Annotated in this window: 17 protein-coding genes; 2 read left to right on the forward strand and 15 right to left on the reverse strand. The window is 43.2% G+C overall.

The genetic code is table 11. The features are described 5' to 3' along the window. Positions 1–274: 274 nt before the first annotated feature. Both ACFPU1_RS01330 and ACFPU1_RS01335 read right to left on the reverse strand, forming a co-directional pair. A complete protein-coding gene (locus ACFPU1_RS01330; protein ID WP_054637608.1) occupies positions 275–952 on the reverse strand; it encodes a DUF4956 domain-containing protein in 678 nt (225 codons plus the stop codon). A 21-nt stretch (positions 953–973) separates the two neighbouring features. Next, positions 974–1,705 carry a polyphosphate polymerase domain-containing protein gene (locus tag ACFPU1_RS01335; RefSeq protein ID WP_385937631.1) on the reverse strand — a complete coding sequence of 244 codons (732 nt, stop codon included), beginning with the start codon at positions 1,703–1,705 and terminating at the stop codon, positions 974–976. A gap of 203 nt (positions 1,706–1,908) precedes the next feature. On the opposite strand from ACFPU1_RS01335, the gene ACFPU1_RS01340 reads away from it, so the two are divergent. Continuing rightward, on the forward strand, positions 1,909–4,470 hold the full coding sequence (locus tag ACFPU1_RS01340) for a CotH kinase family protein (protein ID WP_385937634.1): 2,562 nt from the start codon (positions 1,909–1,911) through the stop codon (positions 4,468–4,470). 17 nt (positions 4,471–4,487) lie between these two features. Here the strand turns inward: ACFPU1_RS01340 and ACFPU1_RS01345 are convergent, their stop codons facing one another. From ACFPU1_RS01345 to ACFPU1_RS01390, 10 genes are all read right to left on the reverse strand, one after another. After that, a complete protein-coding gene (locus ACFPU1_RS01345; protein ID WP_385937637.1) occupies positions 4,488–5,309 on the reverse strand; it encodes a hypothetical protein in 822 nt (273 codons plus the stop codon). A gap of 215 nt (positions 5,310–5,524) precedes the next feature. Further along, positions 5,525–6,907, reverse strand: a complete 1,383-nt coding sequence (locus ACFPU1_RS01350; protein WP_385937640.1) for a cell wall-binding repeat-containing protein — start codon at positions 6,905–6,907, stop codon at positions 5,525–5,527. A gap of 248 nt (positions 6,908–7,155) precedes the next feature. Further along, positions 7,156–9,102, reverse strand: a complete 1,947-nt coding sequence (locus tag ACFPU1_RS01355; protein WP_385937643.1) for an N-acetylmuramoyl-L-alanine amidase — start codon at positions 9,100–9,102, stop codon at positions 7,156–7,158. A 397-nt stretch (positions 9,103–9,499) separates the two neighbouring features. Beyond that, positions 9,500–10,807: an acetyl-CoA hydrolase/transferase family protein gene (locus ACFPU1_RS01360; RefSeq protein WP_385937646.1), complete on the reverse strand. Its 1,308-nt coding sequence runs from the start codon at positions 10,805–10,807 to the stop codon at positions 9,500–9,502. A gap of 114 nt (positions 10,808–10,921) precedes the next feature. Continuing rightward, positions 10,922–12,097, reverse strand: a complete 1,176-nt coding sequence (locus tag ACFPU1_RS01365) for an acetyl-CoA C-acetyltransferase (protein WP_385937649.1) — start codon at positions 12,095–12,097, stop codon at positions 10,922–10,924. 20 nt (positions 12,098–12,117) lie between these two features. Beyond that, on the reverse strand, positions 12,118–12,903 hold the full coding sequence (locus ACFPU1_RS01370; protein ID WP_385937652.1) for an enoyl-CoA hydratase-related protein: 786 nt from the start codon (positions 12,901–12,903) through the stop codon (positions 12,118–12,120). Positions 12,904–12,915: 12 nt separating this feature from the next. Continuing rightward, positions 12,916–13,764: a 3-hydroxybutyryl-CoA dehydrogenase gene (locus ACFPU1_RS01375; RefSeq protein WP_385937655.1), complete on the reverse strand. Its 849-nt coding sequence runs from the start codon at positions 13,762–13,764 to the stop codon at positions 12,916–12,918. Between the two features lie 27 nt (positions 13,765–13,791). Next, positions 13,792–15,171, reverse strand: a complete 1,380-nt coding sequence (locus ACFPU1_RS01380) for a solute carrier family 23 protein (protein ID WP_385937658.1) — start codon at positions 15,169–15,171, stop codon at positions 13,792–13,794. Between the two features lie 780 nt (positions 15,172–15,951). Continuing rightward, positions 15,952–16,722 carry a helix-turn-helix domain-containing protein gene (locus tag ACFPU1_RS01385; protein WP_385937661.1) on the reverse strand — a complete coding sequence of 257 codons (771 nt, stop codon included), beginning with the start codon at positions 16,720–16,722 and terminating at the stop codon, positions 15,952–15,954. 50 nt (positions 16,723–16,772) lie between these two features. Continuing rightward, positions 16,773–18,302 carry a class I adenylate-forming enzyme family protein gene (locus ACFPU1_RS01390; RefSeq protein WP_385937664.1) on the reverse strand — a complete coding sequence of 510 codons (1,530 nt, stop codon included), beginning with the start codon at positions 18,300–18,302 and terminating at the stop codon, positions 16,773–16,775. Positions 18,303–18,814: 512 nt separating this feature from the next. Here ACFPU1_RS01390 and ACFPU1_RS01395 point away from each other — a divergent pair. Then, a complete protein-coding gene (locus ACFPU1_RS01395) occupies positions 18,815–18,946 on the forward strand; it encodes an anti-repressor SinI family protein (protein WP_385937667.1) in 132 nt (43 codons plus the stop codon). Between the two features lie 116 nt (positions 18,947–19,062). On the opposite strand, the gene ACFPU1_RS01400 is transcribed toward ACFPU1_RS01395, so the two are convergent. From ACFPU1_RS01400 to ACFPU1_RS01410, 3 genes are all read right to left on the reverse strand, one after another. After that, positions 19,063–20,208: a type II asparaginase gene (locus tag ACFPU1_RS01400; protein WP_385937670.1), complete on the reverse strand. Its 1,146-nt coding sequence runs from the start codon at positions 20,206–20,208 to the stop codon at positions 19,063–19,065. A 168-nt stretch (positions 20,209–20,376) separates the two neighbouring features. Next, on the reverse strand, positions 20,377–20,817 hold the full coding sequence (locus ACFPU1_RS01405) for a hypothetical protein (RefSeq protein WP_385937673.1): 441 nt from the start codon (positions 20,815–20,817) through the stop codon (positions 20,377–20,379). Between the two features lie 186 nt (positions 20,818–21,003). Then, entirely contained in the window at positions 21,004–22,323 is a 1,320-nt protein-coding gene (locus ACFPU1_RS01410) for a UDP-glucose dehydrogenase family protein (RefSeq protein ID WP_385937676.1), read from the reverse strand. Positions 22,324–22,326 lie beyond the last annotated feature (3 nt).

The following is a 22,326-nucleotide window of genomic DNA, read 5'->3' on the forward strand; positions in this document are numbered from 1 at the left end:
AGTTCCCTTGCCAGTACAGGGGTGCCTGGCACCTTTGGCGGCTGTCATATTGCCGTTTGCCTTTTTCCTTCTATATCCCGACTTGTACCGTTTTCTATGTTACAAACCTCTATGGGTGCCTGGCACCCTTGGTGGCTGTCATATTTCCGTTTGCCTTTTTCCTTCTATATCACGACTTGTACTGTTTTCTATGTTACAAACCCCTATAGGTGCCAGGCACCCTATATATATAAAAAAAAGCACACAGCATGAATTACATGCTGTGTGCTGCTTATTAGGAGAAATTAATCGAGACTTTTAGATTTGCATTTCGTTCGCGAATGGCATCCATTAATTCTTTATCAAGGACGCCTTCTTTGTTACGAACAGAATAATCGAGCTGAATCATGGTTCCAAGGTTTGTTGTCTCTACGCTTCGAAGCTCTACATACTCCAGCTTTTCCTCAAAGATGTCAGTAAATAGGTCTTCATAATGTAGATTCTCTGGAATAGTAATCCGTAAACGCTTCAAGGCTTCGCCTTTGCTTCCGTAGTCCATGACATACAATACATAAATTAAGAAGCTTAATGTTAAGGTAAAAAGAATCGCCAGCATATAGAATCCTAAACCACTCGCAATCCCTGCGGCCATTCCAAAAAAGATAAACGCGATGTCCTTTGGATCACTCATGGCACTTCTAAAGCGAATAATTGAGAAGGCACCAACCAAACCAAACGCTACAGCAATATTGTTACCAATTACAATCATTACGATAGAAACGACCACACTCATAATAATGATCGTGTGGACAAAGGATTGAGAGTATTGAGACCCTTTATACGTATGTTTATAAAGAACCGTAATAATCATACTTAGGACAAAGCTTAAGATGATTGCCATAAATGCTTCTGTAAGAGTGGTTGTAGTACTTGTTACAGTAAATTGATTAATAATGTCGCTAAATTGATTCATGGAGTACTCCTTTTACTACTGCTAAAATTGACTGACTGCTTTCTTTTCTTCTTCTCCCGTCATTAAGTCAATGCTTGTGCAGAATTTAGAAACGCTCTGCCTGGAGCATTCAAACTCGCTTAACATACGAGCAAGCCACAACGGTACGCTATTATTCACCTTCACTTCGAGGATGACCAAATTCGGGTCAACAAAGTTCGTTCCCTGCGGTCCATTCTCGATTCGTAAATCGTCGCTTCGGCACATTAAATTGTAATCAAACGTGACGCGAAGGTCGTCTTCAAATAACCCATGGAATGCCTGCCGGTCATAACTTACAACAACCTCTGGCTGCAGATTATAAAGGGTCTTAAAGTTATCAATTTCCCGAAGGGTTTGAAAGTTCGATGCCTGAAGGTTCTCTTTTTCACCTTCATAAATGTATTTATAAGCATCATTTAGTTTAATGGAGGTTCTGCGTTTGTTAACCACATTATTAAACTTCTGTTTCACTTCCAAAAAAGACGTGTCATTCACCGTCACATTATCGTAGACGCGGAGTCTCAGCTTCTGCCTGAAGCGCAGCTTATTACGAGTTTCATAATATATCTTATAATCTGGTGAGTCAAAGTACAGACTGACTATATTATATCTTCCTTCATTTCCGAATTTATCAAATCTCATATAGGGCATCATTGCTTCTACTAATCTTTGATATTTATCGAAAGGAATTAAGTACTTTACTTCATATCGGCTAAATATCTCCTTAGACAACAGCTCCGCCTCCTTTTCATAAGCCTTGTATATTAAGAAAATGTAAAATTTACGTAAATAACACTTAAATAATTATAAGGTCAATTTTTTTAAAAATCAATGAAACTATGATGTTACCAATAAATAGGTTTGCTGAAAAGCATAAATATCGGTATAATTTTTTTAGCTTACTATTAATTTTTTGTAAACACAGGAGGATTGTTTTGAGAAAAGGTCTTGTTATTCTGATATCCCTGCCAATTTTACTTATTATATGGTACATAGCCCTTGTCATCACCCCAGACGGGGCTTCGTTTGCAGATGAAAATTTAGAAAGTTCTTTTACTGATTCTACTGGAGAATCAATTCAGTCAGTTGATCCAACCACTGTCTATGAATTGGACCTGAGCGGATCTAATATCCAAAACATTGACGGATTACAGCAATTTACTGAACTTCGCAGGCTGGACCTCAGTGACAATCAGATTGAAAACCTGATGCCGCTCACAGCGCTGGAACACCTCGAAGAGTTATCTATCCAAAATAATGATCTTGAATCAGTACAAACCATTTCCAACTTATCAAATTTAAGAGAGTTGGACGTAAGAGGGAATCTTATTGAAGACTTGTCAGGAATTGAAGAGCTGGAACAATTAGTCTCTTTAAATTTACGAGATAACCAGATTGTAAATATTGACCTGCTGGCTTCTCTCGATACCCTGGAAGAATTAAACATAAGAGATAATTACATTGAAGACATTTCCGCGCTTGCAAACCTTAGTGATCTGGAAGACTTAAATATGAGAAATAACAATGTTACTTCTCTGGAGCCTTTGCGTAACTTAAATCAGCTCCGTACACGCCTCTACTTACGGGGGAATCCGATTGAAGGGACAGATCCTATCGAGGAGTATTACGAAGAAATCCATGAAACTGATTTTGATTTAACTGCTGCTCCGCCTGCGTTCTCACACGAAGGCGGATTTTATACTGATGAATTTCAATTAGAAATTGAAGCTGAGGAAGGTTCCACTGTCTATTACACGCTGGATGGCTCTGAACCTACTACTGATTCAGAGGTATATGATTCCCCTATCTCTATTTCTGATTTGTCTTCCTCAGAGCCAAACCTGGCAGACATTACCACAACTGTATTAGAGGGCTGGGATGACCATACTATTGAATCGTTGTTTCAAGCCAATGTAATAAGAGCCAAAGCTATCCGTTCAGATGGCGTGAAAAGCGAAACCATTACCCATTCTTACATGGTGGATGAAGCAGGAGAAGACCGCTTCTCCCTTCCTGTCATTTCACTTGCCACCGATGCGGAGCATTTCTTTCATGAAGAAACTGGCATTTACGTACCCGGTATCCATCATGATGAGAATGCCGAACGGCCAGACAACACCGGAAACTACCACCAGAGAGGACATGAGTGGGAACGGCCTGCAAGCTTTGAATTTTATAATGAAGAAGGAGAGCGTGAGCTGGCTGAAGATTTAGGTGTAAGGATTCACGGGGGATTAACCCGGCGTTATCCGCAAAAATCCCTCCGCCTCTATGCTCGTCATGATTACGGAAGAGGCTACCTTGACTACCCGTTTTTTGAAGAAGGAGATGTTCAGCAATTTGAACGGCTGCTCCTTCGTCAGTCAGGAAACGACTGGAACAGCATGATGTTTAAGGACGCCATGCTGCAAAGCTTAGTAAGAGATTTCACTGACGTAGATACACAAAGATACCGCCCGGCAGTCGTTTTATTAAATGGAGAATACTGGGGGCTGCACAATATTAGAGAGCGCCAGGATGACCGGTATATTGAAAGCCATTACGGCATTGAACAGAATGATGTGACGATTTTAAATGCTGACGGCTCTGTATCAGACGGCTCTCCCGGCGATGAAGAACATTATGAAAGCATGCTTCGTTTTGTAGAACGTAATGACATGTCCGACCCTGGAAACTATGAATACGTACAGACACTTATGGATGTAGATAACTATATCGATTACAACGTATCCAATATCTACTTTGGAAACACAGATTGGCCTCACAATAATCTGGCAATGTGGAGAAAAAACACTTCTTATGCCCCTGACGCAGAGCCTGGGCATGACGGAAGATGGCGTTGGCTATTATATGATACAGACTTTGGTTTTCAAATTTACGCAGCAGACCGCACTGACCATTACGGTAACCCTATGGATTACACCCACGACACCATCCACTGGGCTACCGATGATGACAGTGATGGCCCTAATGAACCATGGGCTACCTCCTTGCTGAGAAATCTTCTTGAAAATGAGGAATTCAGTGAACAGTTCGTTACCCGTTTTTCAGACTTAATGAACACCGCTTTTGAGCCAGAGTATGTGGTTAACCGCATTGATGAAATGGCGAGTGTCATTGAACCGGAAATGGAAGAACAGTCAGCCCGTTGGAGAGCTCCTTCTTCCTTTGAGAGGTGGGAACAAGAAGTAGAAATTAGAAGAGAGTTTGCTGCAGATCGTCCAGAAGCGATGAGAGAACACGTCATCAACCATTTTGACCTTGAAGGTACCTTCGATATCGCTGTTAACTCATCTTCTGAAGGCCAGGTCGTAATAAACGATTATACCGTCGAAGATTCATGGGAAGCGGAGTATTTTGAAGGTTCCACCCTTGAAGTAACCGCCATCCCTGAAGAAGGCTACTCTTTTGCTGGATGGGAAGAGTTTGAAGAAGGTGAGGAAACACTTCATTTACAAGTAGACGAAGATATTACTCTCACCCCGATTTTTGAATAGCATGACAAGACCGTCTCTTAGAGACGGTCTTTCTTGTTGTTCAAGTAAAATAGAAAAGACAGGCCGGCAGCTAGTAAAGCACCAGCTCCCAAGAGCTCCAATGACTCTTCATACACTCGGTCCATAAACCAAAACTCTACTAAATGATTTCCTCTCTCTGCGAACTCCGCATTGGTTTGTTCATAAAGCTCTCTGGCTCCTTCATTTAAATGAAAAAGAGGACGGACGATGAATTGTCCTGCAAAGGTATACAGGTCATTAAACTCCGTCACTGATCGGAAAGCGCTTCCTGCCCAGGAGGAAAAGACAGCCAGCCCATAACAGGCAAAGCCGAGCAGAAAATACCCTTTTGTTGCTTTGCCAGGCCAATAGACCTTTCGGTACCTAATTATGGCATACAATGGGATAAGAGCCACTAAGGCAAAATAACTTAACTCAAATATTGTTCCTAAGTAGCCATAGCTGCTTTCCCCGGTTATTTCTTCAATATCATTACGGATAATATGCCGTACATCCCCCGCATCTTCCATCAGCATCAGAATAATTCCCGCACCAAGCAAAAGCCAAAAAGAAAGGATTTCTTTCTCTCCGTTCCTATATGCTATTCCGGCAATGAATGCATAGGTGAGAATACATAGTCCAAGCATGGGCCACTGAAGCACTTCTACTGGAACCAAAAACCAGTGAAACCAAAAATACGGGAAGTCACGATATTCAATCACAATGTCCCTTACGCCAAATAGATTCCATACATCAATCAGGAGGATGAGAATAAAAGATAACGTTAACAAAGCTATAACAAATATGACCGGTAAATGACACAGCTTTTTATTATTCATTGTTTACCCCTTCTTTTCTAAAACTGATTAAATTGTACCATTATTTCTATTTCTGAGATAAAAGGGCTCGAGAAAAAAGTCTGTTTTCCTTTGTTGGATTTCATCTCACCCCGCTTTGTAATTACACCCTTCTATATTGCCGTAATAGCGGGCATTCAATAAAAAAAGCTGCCTGGCACCTAATGCCTGACAGCTTCCTGCAAATACTTTCCTGATTACTGAGTGACTCTCGTTGCCCCCACAAGTGCATCCTGCCAATAAGGAGTAAAGCCAGTATAATCTACACCTAACGTAACCGTGGCATGAAAGAGTTTATCTTCATCTATATAGATGGCAACGTGGTTAATGACCCCATCACCGCCTGTATCAAAAAACACCAAGTCCCCTTTTTGAAGATCATTGGTCGATACTTCTTCACCTGCATTGATTTGATTCCTTGATACTCTCGGGATGTCTACACCATTTTCAGCAAACACTCGCTGAGTGAAAGACGAACAGTCAAATCGATCTGTGCGGTGCGGTGATGCGCCAAACTCATATTCCGCTCCCATGTACTTCTCCCCTGTTGCAATGACATCGTCAATAAATTCACTGTGAGTATTTTCGCTGGTTCCTTTGTAAATACCTTCGTCAGTAAATGATTGTGCTGCTTCATCACTAACTGCTGCTGGTCCGCCTAAAATAATAGGCTGTTTGTCAGATTCACTCACATAATCTAGTGTAGAAGAACGGGGCGAATCGTGGTGAGACAAGACTACCGGGGCATTCAACTGGTTCGCCAATCCTGCAGCTGCAACGGCATCCGGGTAATCTTCCTTGCTGCTGTTTACCGACGTTCCCCGGACAATAATATTATGGGTTCCCTGTAAATTAGCTGCATTTGCCGCTTCCACACTCGTAGCAAAGCGATTATCACCTTGAATTCTACGAACTTCCTTCCCATCATTTTTCAACTCTGATTCCACTGCTTCACTTACTGCACTTGGACCGCCAAAGATAATGACCTCATTGACTGAATCTGGAAGGTTCACCGATAATGAGTCCGGTCTAGTTAAATAAATTGGTCTTTCCTGATTGGCAGCCATTCCGGAGGCGCTTAACGCGTCAGCTGCTACTTCACCGCTCACAAGAATGGCCGTGCTTTTGCCGCTGTATCCAGCTTCTTCATTAACAGCTTCCGCTGTGCTGTAACGATTATCTCCAGCGACACGGGTCACGGCCAGGCCTTCAGCTGTTAAAGTATTTTCCACTTCCGGCTGAATCGCCTGCTCTCCTCCTAATATGTACACTGTGTGTGTTCCTAACCGCTCTAGTTCTTCAAGAATCCCATCTCCCAAAGATTCACTGTTTGTAAGAAGAATAGGGGCTCCTGTCTTGGCTACAAGACTTGCTGAAGCCAACGCATCCACAGGATGATCAGCACGAGCCAGGACCACATGGCCGCTGGAATTCCACCCGTATTTGGAAATTTCTATGGCCGTTTCAATACGGTTATCTCCATGAATTCGATCCACTGCTTTGGCGTCTGCCGGAGGCAGTGAAAAAGCAAGCAGACCGAAGAGTAAAACTATGAATGTACCAAACTTAAAACCTTTCATGATTCTCTCCTTCTCCTGGTAAAACGAACGATCATTTACCATCAAATCATTAATTTCGACCCAATTATGTATAAAAAGACAAAAAAGGATATTTCCTTACCCATCCTACGTGAAGTTCAAACCACATTTTAGACTTGTATTTAACAAAAATTTTTGTTAGCAAGGAAACAAGCAATAGAGGAAATTATGTCCTTTGCATATAAAAAAAGGGATAAGGTGATCGTTCACCCTATCCCTTTCTCTTATTCTCACTCACTATAAAAGCGTTCTAACCCTCTAACAATAGCATCCGCTGCCCGGTCACGATATGTATCGGAGCGTAGCTTTTCTGCATCATCAGGATGATCGGTAAAAGCAAGTTCAGCGAGCGCTGCTGGCATTGTCGTGTTGCGAAGAACAGAGAAGTTAGCGTCCTGGACACCCCTGTCATTCGTCTCAAGGGCTGCCAGCATTTCTTCTTGAATGGCTTCAGCAAGCCTTTCACCATCGGAACTTCCTGGATAATGATAGGTTTCTGTTCCTTGAGTTTCCGAATTAAAGGCATTTGTATGGATACTTACAAATGAACTTGCATCTGCATTGTTTGCAATCGTCGCCCGGTCTTGTAAGGACACGTATACATCTGTGGTTCTTGTCATAATGACATTCGCCCCGGCACTTTCCAGTTTCTCTTGGACTCGAAGACCCACATCAAGAGCAATTTCTTTCTCCTGAAGGCCGTTTGCTTCCGCTCCCGGATCCCTGCCTCCATGACCTGGATCAATAGCAATTGTTTGACCATGAAGCACCTCTGAAGAAGTGTCTAAGGATACATACGTCATGCTCACGTACCCAATGCCACCGTCATAATCTATTTTTGCCCAATTGCCGTTGATTTCGTAAATATCAAGGGAAGTGCCATTTGACAGGCCGCCTATGATGCTTGAAGAACCGCTCGGCTGGCTGCGGACATTTAAACTGTTTTGAACCCCGCTCACCGTTCCCGTTGCTTCATACGTGGGTTCACTGATCGACACATAGGTCATGCTCACATAGCCCACATCTCCACCAAAGTCGATTTTCGCCCAATTTCCGTCTTCTTCATAAATATTAATTTCTGCTCCGTTTGATAAGCTACCTATGATGCTCGAAGAACCATTCGGCTGACTGCGGACATTAAGGCTGCTTTGCACCCCTGTGATGATCCCTGTCTGCGTAACTTCTTCAGGTGCAGACGGCGAGGTTTCAGACAATGCCTCCACGGCAGAATCACTCACCGCGGCAGGACCGCCAAGTACTAAGTTTTGATTCCCACTATTCTGAATGTAGTGAAGTGTTTCATTTCTCGGGGAATCATGATGGGTGAGGATGACTGAAGCATTTAACCTATTTGCTAACCCTGCTGATGCGACGGCATCCGGATAATCCTCTGTATCACTTCGTACCGACGTACCCCGGACAATAATGTTATGGTTCCCTGCCAGCCTTGCACGCTCGGCAGCAGCGATACTTGTTTGAAAGCGGTTGTCTCCCTGAATGCGCTCCACCTGTCTGCCTTCATTCATCAGCTGCTGTTCTACTGACTCACTAATGGCGCTGGGACCACCAAAGATAATAACATTGGATACGGAAGATGGCAGACTGACCGGCATGGAGTTTGGTCCACTTAAGTAAATGGGATAGCCTTCATTGGCAGCCATGCCAGAAGCACTCAAGGCATCTGCAGCAACTTCTCCGCTCACAAGGATCGCTGTACTTTCATTTATGTATCCCGCTTCCCGGTTTACTTGCTCTGCTGTTTGGTACCGGTTATCTCCTTCTACTCTTGTCACTTGCAGCCCCTCATAAGTAAGAGCGCCTTCCACATCAGAGCTTATCGCATGAGGACCACCGAGTATGTATACATGACTTGCACCGAGCCTATGTATTTCATTAATTACCTGCAGATCTATACTGCTGCTATCTGTTAATAGAATCGGAGCCTCTGTAACAGACAAAAGACTTGCTGATGCAAGAGCGTCTGCCGGGTGGTCCGCTCGTGCGAGGACCACGTGATCACTTGAATTCCAACCGTACTGTGAAATTTCTATAGCTGTCTCTATTCGATTATCACCAGAGATTCTCTCAGCAGCTTCAGCGGCTTGAGAAGAAAAGCTGAAAATGAATAAGAGAGCTACAGAAAAGATAAGAATAGCTTGTAACCTCTTATAAATCATTACGTCCCCCTTTAAAATAAACTAGTAAATTGAGCCTACTGGCAGAAAAAACCAGTAAAAATGACAAATTTAGTCATGTTTTCACTATACTGAATGTCTTTATCGAATAAAAGACCTAATTTTAATCTAGTCACTTTCTGCCATGTTTTTCCCAATAAACTAGAGAGAAGGAGACGAATTTCTATTATTTTATCCTTATTTTGTTTATAAATTGACCAATATTCCTGGTACTACATACAAAAGAGCATTCGACATTTTTTAGGATTACCTTTTCATTTTCCATTTCTTGATCTACCTTCCCAGACATCATACCTCTTTTTCCTTGCAGTAGTTCAATATAAAGAAAAAAAGCAAAGAAGCGGTTTACCCGCCACTTTGCTTTTTCTACTACACCTTTTTAGTTAGATACAAGAGTGTTCTTCGGAAGAAGGCCCATTTCTGCCGCTTGAAGTTCCAGCTCTTCTCTGAATTTCGGGTGAGCAATATCAATTAAGGCTCTCGTTCTTTCTCGAACTGTCTTCCCTTTTAACTGTGCGACACCGTACTCAGTTACAATGGTATCTACGTCGTTTTTGGAGGTGGTGGTCACTGCTCCTGTAGCTAAGGCAGGAACGATCTTAGAGATTGTGTCATTCTTGGCAGTGGAATATAAGCAGATAATTCCCCGGCCGTTCTCGGTTAAGCGGACACCTTTAGCAAAGTCAGCCTGTCCCCCGGATGAAGAATAGTATTTTCCTTTGACTGTTTCAGAGTTACATTGCCCTAAGAAATCTACTTCCACGGTCGTGTTGATCGAAACAAGATTAGTAAACTTTGAGATGGTACGGACATCGTTTGTCTGGTCACAAGGGATAAAATAAAGGTCTTCATTTTCATGCATGAAGTCGTACAGGCGCTTGGAACCAAACGCAAAGGTCATGGTCGTCTTCCCCTTGTATAATGGCTTGTTTACATTCGTGACAGCTCCTGATTCATAAAGGTCCACTATTTTGTCTGGAAGCATTTCTGTATAAACCCCCAGATCCTTATGATCTTTCAAAAAGTCCATGACGGCGTTTGGCATCGCACCAAACCCGATTTGCAGGGTATCTCCGTCATTAATGATATCAGCGATATATTTTCCGATCTGCTGGTCTTTGTCACTTAAAGGAGGGTTCGGAGCCTCCGGGAGCTCTTTGGTGTTTTCTATGAGAGCCGTTACCTGGCTGATATGGATCTGGTTCTTGATACCATAGGTTCTCGGCATTCTCTCATTTACCTCAAGAATAATTTGCTTAGCATCCTCAACGAGGGGAGCGGTATACGCAGGGCTTACTCCGAGAGAAAAGTAGCCGTCCTCATCCATAGGAGATACTGCCGCCATAATGACTCTTTCCTCGGTTGCTTCCCTGACTAAATCCGGGATATCGGAAAAATGATTAGGGAGCAGATCAACTTTCCCCTCATGATAACCAGGACGGTCCATCCCGCTTAGAAACAAGGATACCTGCTTTAACCTGTCCTCCTCGATATCCAACACAGGGTAGCTTGGAAGCATGCGATAGAGGCTGTTGCCTTTCAGTCCTTCATGAGAAGGCAAGGCTTCAAGGAGTGCCGGCGGTTCCCCGGCCATCACCGGAACGACGATTCCTGTTTGAGGCTGTATCATTTGTACTGCCTCTTCAGCTGTTCGTTTCTTCATCTCGTAATCTGCTTTAAAATTCATTTCAATCCCTCCACTCAGTTTTTCTTCTAGTTGTTCTGCCTGTGATCGCTGACTCGTTAATCAGCTTACCTTAGCAATTGTTCCTTTGGCCCCAGTGATGACCGTCATCAAGCCTTACAAGCTTTCAAGAATCACTGCGATTCCTTGTCCGCCTCCGATGCAAAGGGAAGCGACTCCGTATTTTGCTTTCCTGTTTCTAAGCTCAAGGGCCAGGGAGTACAGCACTCTCGTTCCGCTGGCTCCCACAGGGTGACCCAGGGCGATAGCGCCGCCGTTTACATTTGTTTTCTCACGGTTTAATCCGAGTTCTTTTTCTACCGCTACATATTGAGATGCAAAGGCTTCATTCACTTCAACGAGATCCATGTCTTCAATAGAAAGAGAAGCTCTTTCCAGTGCTTTCCTGATGGCAGGCACAGGACCGATCCCCATAATGTCGGGCTCAACACCTGCTACAGACCAGGAAACAATCCTGGCCAACGGCTTTTCCTGCCTCTGGTTTACGTAATCTTCTCCTGCTAAGATAACAGCCGCAGCTCCGTCATTTATTCCGCTGGCGTTACCTGCTGTTACCGTTCCTTCTGCCTGAAATGCAGGCTTTAACCCTCCTAGATTATCCAGGGTGAGGTCTTTTCTAATGTGTTCATCCAGCTCAATCATTTTTGTTCCTTTTTTACTTTTCAGCTCTACTGGAGTAATTTCTTGAGTAAACACTCCCTCAACCGCTTTTGCTGCCCGCTGGTGACTAAGGTGAGCGTATTCATCCTGCTCATTTCTAGTAATCTCGTATTTCTTTGCCAGATTCTCGGCCGTAATCCCCATGCCGCACCCACAGTACTCATCGGTTAATGTTTCCCAGAGCATATCGTCCATCTGGGGACTTTTCAGACCCGTGCCAAAACGGCTTTTTCGAAGAGCATACGGTGACATGCTCATGTTTTCCGTTCCGCCGGCAAGCCCTACGCGACCTTCATCAAGGGTTAATGACTGGGCCACAGAAATGACTGATTGGAGGCCGGATCCGCATAAACGATTGACGGTTAAAGCTGGTGAAGTAATGGGAACTCCCGTGTGGAGAGCAATATGGCGGCTCAGATAAGCGGCATTCTTTTCAGAGGGAATGACGTTTCCGATTACGGAAATGTCCACCTCTTCTGCTGTCACTCCGCTTCGTCTAACAGCTTCTTTGGCAGCCGTGACCCCTAACGTGAGAGGTCCTGTATCTTTCAAGCTTCCCCCAAATGACCCAAAGGGAGTCCGCGCTCCTTCTAGTAAATAAACGTCCTTCATTGTACCCTCTCCTTCTGCACTTATTTCTCTGTATAGGCCGGCTTTCGTTTATTCAAAAAGGCATCCATGCCTTCTTTTTGATCTTCTGTTGAAAACATATTTGCAAATACTTCGACTTCAAATGAGATGGCTCTGTCTATATCCATGTTCGCCCCTTCATTTACCAGCTGTTTTGTTCTCTGGACACCTAAAGGAGAGCGGCTAATGATGGAGCTTGCCAGGCCTCTTGCTTTTTCATGCATTTCCTCCTGAGAGTCAAGGACATGGTTCACCAGCCCAATTTCATACGCGCGCTGTGCTGTAATCATTTCTCCTCCCAGGAGAAGCTCTTTGGCAATCGCAGGCCCGACTAATCTTGGCAGCCGCTGAGAGCCTCCAAAGCCAGCGACAATCCCTAAGTTCACTTCCGGCTGTCCAAACTTCGCATTTGCGCTTGCTACTCTCATATCGCAGGCCAGAGCTAATTCGCAACCGCCGCCAAGAGCAAATCCATTTACCGCTGCAATCACCGGCTGTTTTAACTTCTCAATCTTTGACATTAACCGGTTGCCCTTTTCCGAGAAGTCTCTGGCTTCCAGTGCGTATTTTCCTTTCATCTCCCCAATGTCCGCGCCTGCGACAAAGGCCTTCTCTCCTGAACCGGTAAGAATGACGACGTGCACATCTGAACGGGCAGACAAGTCATCAAAGACCTCTGTAAGTTCCTCGATGACCTCTGAACTTAATGCGTTTAGTACCTTCGGCCGGTTAATGGTGACTGTAGCAATCTTTTCTTCCACGTTCATTTCTACATTTTGATAGCTCATTTTCATCCTCCTTTAATAGCTAAAGAATCCTCGTCCTGTTTTTCGTCCAAGCCAGCCGGCATTTACGTATTTGTAAAGGAGCGGGCATGGACGGTACTTGGAATCTCCAAATCCGTCATGAAGCACTTCCATAATGGATAAACACGTATCCAGCCCGATCAAATCAGCTAACGCAAGGGGGCCGAGGGGGTGATTCGCTCCTAATTTCATAACCTTGTCAACATCCTCCGGGCTGGCCACCCCTTCATACACACAGTAGATGGCTTCGTTGACCATCGGAACAAGAATACGATTGGCGGCAAATCCAGGGTAATCACTTATATCAACAGGCTCTTTTCCCAGCTCTTCTGCCAATGCCCTGACTTCCGTAAATGTATGGTCATCTGTTGTGAGTCCCCTGATCACTTCCACCAGCTTCATGACTGGCACCGGGTTAAAGAAGTGCATCCCAATGACCTTTTCCGGCCTGCCAGTCAATGCTGCCAGCTCTGTAATAGAAATCGATGACGTGTTCGTTGCCAGGATTGTTTCTTTTCCTGTCAAACGGTCAAGATCCTGAAAGATTTTCTTCTTAATTTGCGTATTTTCGGAAGCGGCTTCAATGACTATGTCTGCATCTGCCGCTTCTTCAAAATTGATAGTAGGATGGATTCTTGATAACACCTCTTCTTTTTCTTCCTCTGTGATTCTTTCTTTTCCAACTTCTTTTCCCAGTGCTTTCGCGATTCTTTCTTTCCCGCGTTCGACCAATTCTTCTTTTACATCATGCAATGTCACTTGTTTGCCCTGTTTCGCTGCCACCTGGGCGATGCCTGCCCCCATTTGGCCTGCTCCAATGATTGCTACGTTTTCGATTGGCATGATTCTTTCCACTCCTTTATTCAACGGCTAGCTGATTTTCTTTTCTTCAGCTTCTTCGTCTGTCTCTTCACTCTTAGATTTCTTGAATAAGCTTGTCTTTTCTACAAGGAAGTACAAGGCGATCCCTGCAAGAAGCCCGAATTCCGCACCGTGGATGGCCAATACGACAGCCATGACACCAGCGACACCACGCTCTGTGGTCGTATGGACCTGCTCAATTCCGACACTGATACAAACGTACCCAGTGATAATTAGCGTCAGAGCCAAAGCGATTGGAAGAACAGGCTGGAACATAGTGACCAGCGGCAGGATGAATAAGGCAATGAAACCTGCAATCCAGAAGGTCCCCATTCCGCTGTGAATCGACTCCATCGCTTTGCGGCCATGCCTATACCGTTCCGTCACGGTGGCCTGCACCGGCGTCCAAAGTGGACCGGCAAGTCCCGGGTACGGAGCAAAGAAGGAATGAATTAAGTTTCTAAGGGCCGTCACCAAGTGAGTGCGGTCAATTCCTGTATCAATCCACTCGTCTTTTCTTACTTTGTTCGCTCTTTCTAACAGCGTGTTACCGACAATAATGTCGCCAAAGGCAATAATATAGGCAATTAATGCTGTTGGAATCGCCAGCAGGAATACATCAATTCCCGGGAAACCAACTACAAATGGAAGGTAGCCCCACATTTCTGCAAATGCTGGCTGTGTAATTCCCCACTCAATATTAGGGACCGGATATTCACTGACCATCCAGCCGATAACCATGGCAATAATCATTGCCGGCACTAGCCCGTAGTTAGCAATTTTAGCGGCAAGTTTATGTTTTTTAACCAGATCTTTGAACGATAAAGAGAAGAGAATGTATATGGCGATCAAACTTCCAATAATCAAGGAAAATGGCGTAGAAACCAATCTGCCGCCCGCTTCAATCTCCCCAATAATGGCTGCAAGCCCGGCTCCAATTAATATCCCTGCTTTCAAGGAATTTGGAACGACGGCTACCAGTTTCCCACCGAGCTTTGTGACACCAAGAATGAAGAAAATCAAGAACACGGTAAATTGGAGAGCAAACAGCCCTTGTATTGCTTCAGGACCTGGTTCAAAGTTCCCTAAATAAATGACCACCACCGGAATCGCTGCCGTGATCCACCCCGGAACCATTGCGACCCCAAGCAGGGAAGGAAGCATAAACCCAAGCCCTCCGATAAATACGTACGCTAAGGCTACTTCGTAAGGCAATCCCAAATGCTCTTGAAGAAGCGGGATCATCCCTAAACTGACAACGAACATAATAAGTGCCTGGACAAACTCAGCGGATTCCCAACGATAGTGAACAAAAGGCAATCTGATTTTAAAAGGGCCAAATTTCCAAAACGGCTGCTCCTGCCCTTCCTTACGCTTGTACACTTGCATATAATCCCTCCCCCTTCTTTTAAATAGGTTTTGTTAAATTTCGTAGTTGATTTTCGATAAAAGACGCTCGCTTGCACCTAAAGGTGCAAGTGCGACATCCATTCATGCTTCACTTCATTCGCATTCACGGTGTCTTCTATCCCTCGGGCATTGCCTCAGCTTCCTCGGGAAAACCACCCTGCGGGATCTTCAGCTAATGCTTTTCCCGAAGGCGTCTCGCGTTTTTGTCTACAATCAAACTGAATAGAAATCAACATTCGTCTTTAACAGAGCCTTTAAATAAATTAAAAATAACTGCCTGTAAAACTTTTCCCTTTATAACAATTTAAGCGCTTACAATACACCTCCAAAAAAATAAGACTGAAATATCTTCTATTCCAATCTTAAAAAAATTCTAACTACTTATGTTTTAATATTTTTCTTAATCTACTTTTACATTTTTGCTATTCTTGTAAATTCGCAGGTTATGTTACATTTTGCTGTTGATTTTCGTTAAAAGACACTCGCGTGCACCTAAAGGTACAAGTGCGACATCCATTCATGCTTCACTTCATTCGCATTCACGGTGTCTTCTATCCCTCGGGCATTGCCTCAGCTTCCTCGGAAAAACCACCCTGCGGGATCTTCGGCTAATGCTATTCCCGAAGGCGTCTCGCGCTTTTAACTACAATCTCATGACTTTAAAAATCAGCATTCGCTTTAACTTACAAAATGTGTTTTTAAAGAAACATCGAGTGGAGAATAGCAGCATTCCCCGTTATTGAAACCTCTCCCACACCGCTATTTAGCAAAATTGCCAAATAGATTTCTGTACTCCCTCGGTGTCACTCCTTCAATCCGTTTAAATGTCGTAGCAAAGTAAGCCGCACTGGAGAAGCCGGTGTTATTAGCGATGACTTCAATCGGCAGGGAGGTCATCTTCAAAAAGCCCTTCGATTTCTCAATGCGGTATTGATTTAAATACTCGATAAAATTGACACCTGTTTCCTCTTTAAACATCCGGCTGAAATGAGATGGGCTTAAATACACAAGGTTTGTGACTTCCTTTAAGGTTAAAGGCTCCTGATAATTCAGGTGAATGTATTTCATCGCCGTGTTTATCGGATTGGCCCGGTCAGGGTAAAAGTCATTTTCTTCTTCTGTCTTCTCCTGCCTTACATAATCGTTCGCTTCTCTGACGAGCCCTTTTATTAACAGGCGGTCAAGGACCTGAAGGGCTTCACTTTTCGTTACGGGCTTAAGCAAATAACCGGAGAACCCGGCATTAATCGCTTCATGGACAGGCTCAAACATTTGAAGCTGAGACAACAGGACGATTGGAAGATTAGGATAATGACGCAGCACCTTTTTCCCTAGTTCGATCCCATCTCCATCCGGCAAAGAAAGCTCAAGAAACAAAACGATGGGTTCTCTCTGCTTGATAAGCTCAAATCCTTTTTCAAAGGAGTCTTCTTCAACAAAAGAAAGGTAGCTGTAGGAGCTTTGCTTAAACACTTCTTTGATCGAATGTCTTGCTTCCACATCATCATCAATAAGAATAATTTCAGCCATTTCTGCCTCCTTTCTTTCACTATTTTGCTATCGAGCAAATATACGAAAACCTATATCTGTTCATAGAACCCCTCGCGCAGCTTTCTTCTTAGTATTTTTCCTGTTTTGCTTTTAGGAATTTCTGAGACAAAGGTATATTTCCGCGGCCGGTTCACATTTGATAACTGAGGATGCTTTTTACAGAACTGGTCAAGATCCTGAACTTTCAGTGATGGATCCTCCGGTACGATAAAAGCAGCCACGATCTGCCCCCACCTTTTATCCGCTTCTCCAACCACGATCACTTCCCGTATGCCGGGGTGTTCTTTCAGAACATTTTCAATATGAAAAGGATAAATATTTTCTCCCCCAGAGATAATCATGTCATCGGCTCTTCCAACCACAACCAGATTGCCTTCCTTGTTGAAATAGCCTAAGTCTCCTGTATAGTACCAGTCGCTGCTAATGGCATCTCTTGTCGCATCAGGCCTGTTCCAGTACCCTTTAAATGCTTCCACAGAGTTCATATTGATGACAATTTGGCCTACTTCCCCCTCTTTCATCTCTGCCTCTGACATAGAGTCCGGTCGAGAATTTGGGGAAATAAGACGGATATTCTGGTGTATACCGGGCTTTCCGCCCGAGCCTTTCAGGCGAATATCCTCACAATAGGTAAATGTGTAAATTTCCGTGCTTCCATAGTGATTGACAAAACGCTGGGGGGAAAAGATTTCATCACATTTTCTCACCAGTTCATCAGACATAGGCGACCCTGAATAAGCAATGGTGTGGAGGTTAGATAAGTCATGCTGGGAAGCGTCAGGGTGGTACACCATATCATGATAATAGGTAGGAGTTAAGAACAGACACGTTACCTTCTCTTCCTCTATCGCTTGCAGGGAATCTTTCGGATCAAACTCTGTCATTAACACGGCTGAGCCGCTAAGGAGAGACACAGCAAGCAAAGACCTGATGCCTATGACGTGGTACATGGGAACTGCGAGTAACGTCCGGTCAAAGGTTTTGTACCTGCACTGAATAATGTGTGCTAACGAAGATGTGTATTCATTGATATGAGTCCTTGGCACACCTTTTGGCACCCCGGTGGTCCCTGAGGTGTACAAAATCATTGCGATATCCTCATACGAAATATCCGGCCGGCTATAAGAAGAAGTCCCCTGGTCAATAAGCTCTTCATAGCTGATATCTGCTTTTGCCCCATTTACCCCTATCAAAATCGGACGCTCCGCAAACACTTCTTTTTTCACCAGATGCTCACTAAACGGTTCATAGACAACTACCTTTGGTTCAATGTCCTTCACACAAAAGTAAAAGTCATCAATGGATAAGCGAAAGTTGACCGGTGTGTATATGATACCGAGCTTCTGACAGGCCCAAAATATGATAACGTTTTCAATATTGTTTTTTAAAATAACCATCAACCGGTCCTGCTTTTTTATGCCAAGCTTTTGTAAAGAAGAAGCCATACGATTCACTTCTTCCTCCAATTCTTTGTATGTATAGCTTTTCTTTGAGCCAATAAGAGCCGGCTTACTCGCGTGCCGGTGGACAGAGATATCAAACAGCATGCTCAAGTTCAAAAGGAAACCCTCCTTTATTCTCTAAATCTTTAAGACATAGTCTTATTTTATCATTATTAATTTGGTTTTGTGATAAAGCCTCCTGCATTTTTCAGCTAGTTAATAATAGGAAAGCAATAAGCAGGACCACCAACTGCCTACTCCCCATTCAATTGTATAGTTAATAGCTAACCCCATCCTTTTGCACTCCGCTTTTCTTCTACTATTATGCTAATACAGAAGTAATCAATTAAACCAATTGGAATTATAGGAATTCTGTTATATAATATAGCCCTAAACTATTCCCTCGTAAAGATACATTTCTTTTCCTTTTCTATGGTTTCAATTCCTGCAACTTATTGTCTAAGTTTATAGTTGAAATCAAAGACACAAATAGTATAATAATACTATATTAGTAATAATTAACATATATGGTTACTCATGCTACATATTGTCATTCTATTTGTGAAATTACTATTTATTTCTCATGTCAACAACACATAAAAGACTATTTAATACCTAGGGGGAGAAGGATGGGGAAACAAAGAACGTCTAACATCGATCATGAATGGCTAGAATTGATAAAAGAAGCCTATGAAATAGGAATCACGAAAAAAGAGGTAAAAGAATTTCTTCAGAGAGAGGCTATCAAAGTCCCTCTTTAAACTGATAATGTGAGGAATAAGTAGTGAGGGCAGAACAGAAATCGTTCATATTTATACAAATCAAGAAAGAGCTAACGATCAGTCAGCTCTTTCTTTTTGGCTTATATAAGGAATAATTAATACTCTTCAAAATAACTCTGTATTTCTTCTGGGTCATCGGTCTGTGTCAAGGCGACGGTTAACAGAATACGAGCCTTTACAGGATTTAAAGTATCAGATGTTAAAAAGTCACTATCTTCATCCGGTGTCACTATCCCGTTTCCTACTCTTGAAGATCTCACGACCATGACTCCGTTATCGTGTGCATATTCAGCCCCTTCACGAGCATTAGAAGACATGCCGCCGTTACCTGCTCCAGCCACGATAAGCCCGTCTACTCCTTGATTGGCCGCAGCTTCAAACATATAAGAGCGGTCACTCTGGTGAGTGTAAATAATGTCTACCTCTGGAAGCTCCTCTACATCTGAAACGTCAAACTCTGAGTCGGCGGTGTGGGTACGTGTCGTTTCGGTATAAAACCTTGGCTCTCCATCAATGATATTTCCCAGGTATCCCATTTCCGTAGAAGTAAACGTGTCAATCTGCATGGTATTTGTTTTACTTACGTCACGAGCTGAACCGATACGGTCATTTTGTGAGATCATGACTCCTCGATCCTTTGCCTCTTCATGCCCTGCTAAGAGGACAGCATTATACAGATTAAGTTCCCCATCTGAACTCATGGCTGTATCTGGTCTCATGGCACCTACCATGACTACTGGCTTTTCACTGTCTACTACGAGATTTAGAAAGTAAGCAGTCTCCTCTAACGTGTTGGTCCCATGTGTAATTACAATCCCATCTACATCATCAGAGGCCAGACGCTCGTTCACTTCATGAGCAAGCTCTAACAGAATCTCATTATTAATATCATTACTGTTTACACCCGTAATATCCTCACCGGTAACATTTGCAATGCCTTCCAGCTCAGGAACTTGCTCTATTAAATCTTGAATTTCAATTTCTCCAGCTGTGTAATCAGCTAAATCTGTTCTCTCTTCTCCAACTGCTGCGATCGTTCCGCCGGTGGCTAGTATTTCTACATTCGGTAACTCTTCATCATATCCTTCTACTGCCACGTCTTCATTTTCTTGAACGCTTTCCTGCTCCTCCTCAGGCACTATCTCGGCTGGCCCGCTTGCATACATAGACCAGGAACCAAACCCAACGGATGCAGCAATGATGGAACCAATGACAAACTTACTTTTCTTTTTCACCTGCATGAGAAACCCATCCTTTATGTATAGATTGATTTCTATTATAGTGAAAAAGTAATTTAACTAGTTAGAGTATGTCAACTTTCCTTACATTAAATATTTTTAAGTAAACCTTCTACTATGTTACTTTTATAGAAAAATAGTTTCATAAGTATTTTTAGGAATAATTAAAACCTATATGTAATACATTAACCCCTCCTTCTTCATGCAATGATTAGTGATATGTTCCCATATATGTTCGCCTACCACGTGTGGGACGTGCATAATGGCCTGGTACCACCTCATTCTAAAATACAGATCGGTTACCTGCCTTGCAAGGTAGGTCACATCTTTTGCAGGTACAGGCTGTTCTACTTTTTCAAATTCATCTAATTGCATATAGTGATAGCTTTCCCTGCCATTAGTAACCTTCACTTTAGCCTCTCCAGTGGCCAGACCACGAGCGATGATTCCATTGGTATTGCTGTGCAGAAAGACAATATCACCGGCCTGGATATCACTTATGTAATACTTCCAGGGGGATTGATAAGCAGCCACTTTCATCTCCTGCAACATTTCTTTTTCATTCGTTGGATTGTAGGATTTGTTTGTATTTACTATAAAAGCTCTCTTCACTTACCATCGTCCTTTCAAAATGTAATAACTTTATATGTTATGGTTGATATAATCTTATCTTAATATATTAACCAGGACTTTAGACATACGTTGGAACATAATCTCACAAACCTTTATTTTTAATTGAAAATTCTGAAATTATTAAATAAAAAAAGAACCCGCCTACAATAGGCGGGATAGATAAAATTACACTTTTTCTGCCACTTTCCCCACAGACGGGCGGCCTACGGAATAATAGACAATATTATGCTTCGATGCATCTTTAAGATCAAAGCAGTTTCTGCCATCAAACACGACGGGCTCTAGCATTTTTTCAGTAAACAAACCGAGGTCTAGCTGTTTAATCTCATCCCATTCCGTAAGAATGATCACCGCGTCTGCTCCTTCAGTGGCTTCTTCAGGAGAGTCAGCATATTCCATAATTTCAGGAAGAACCTTTTTCGCGTTCTCTGTTGCAATGGGATCATACCCTACCACTTCTGCTCCAGAAAGAATAAGTTCCTGAGAGACTACGATTGAAGCTGCTTCTCGCATGTCATCTGTATTAGGTTTAAAGGCCAGGCCAAGAAGAGCTATTTTCTTACCACGGACCGAACCACCAAAGTGCTCTTTTATTTTATGAACAGGAAGAGCCTGCTGGTGAGCATTCACATCAATCACGGCACGCAAAAGATTAAACTCGTGGTCTACATTACTGGCAATCTGAACTAAGGCACTGGTATCCTTCGGAAAACAAGATCCTCCGTAGCCAATTCCGGCATTTAAAAACTTACTACCAATCCGATCATCTTGACCCATACCGGCAGCCACATCTTCCACGTTTGCTCCTAAGCTGTCACACAGGTTAGCAATCTCATTGATAAAGCTAATCTTTGTTGCGAGGAAAGCGTTTGATGCATATTTAATCATCTCTGCACTTTTCACATTAGTATGGAAAATCGGAATGTTAAAGGGAGCATAAATGTCGTCCATCAGCTTGGCTGCTTTTTCGCTGGAAGACCCTACAACAATACGATCTCCATGGAAGGTATCATGCACGGCTGATCCTTCACGTAAAAACTCAGGGTTAGAAACAACTTCACATTCTACATCTGTCCCAGCGGATAGGATGTTTTGAATCACATCATTCGTTCCTACAGGAACCGTGCTTTTGGTGACTACGACAACCTGCTTTGTAATATGCTCTGCAATATCATTGGCTGCCGCTTTGATATACGTCAGGTCAGCTGTTCCGTCAAAGCGCTCCGGGGTACCGACAGCTATGTAAATCGCATCAGCTTCTTTGAAACCCTCACTATGCTGTGAAGTAAAGAATAGGCGGCCAGCAGCAATATTTTTTGTCATGAGTTCTTCTAATCCTGGTTCATAGATAGGAGAGAAGCCCTGCTTCATTTTATCAACTTTTTGTCTATCAAGGTCAATGCACGTCACTGTGTGGCCAATTTCTGAAAGAGACACACCTGTGACAAGGCCTACATACCCTGTGCCAACGACTGCTATGTTCATTTG

The organism is Thalassorhabdus alkalitolerans (assembly GCF_042656525.1).
Lineage (GTDB): Bacteria > Bacillota > Bacilli > Bacillales > Marinococcaceae > Thalassorhabdus > Thalassorhabdus alkalitolerans.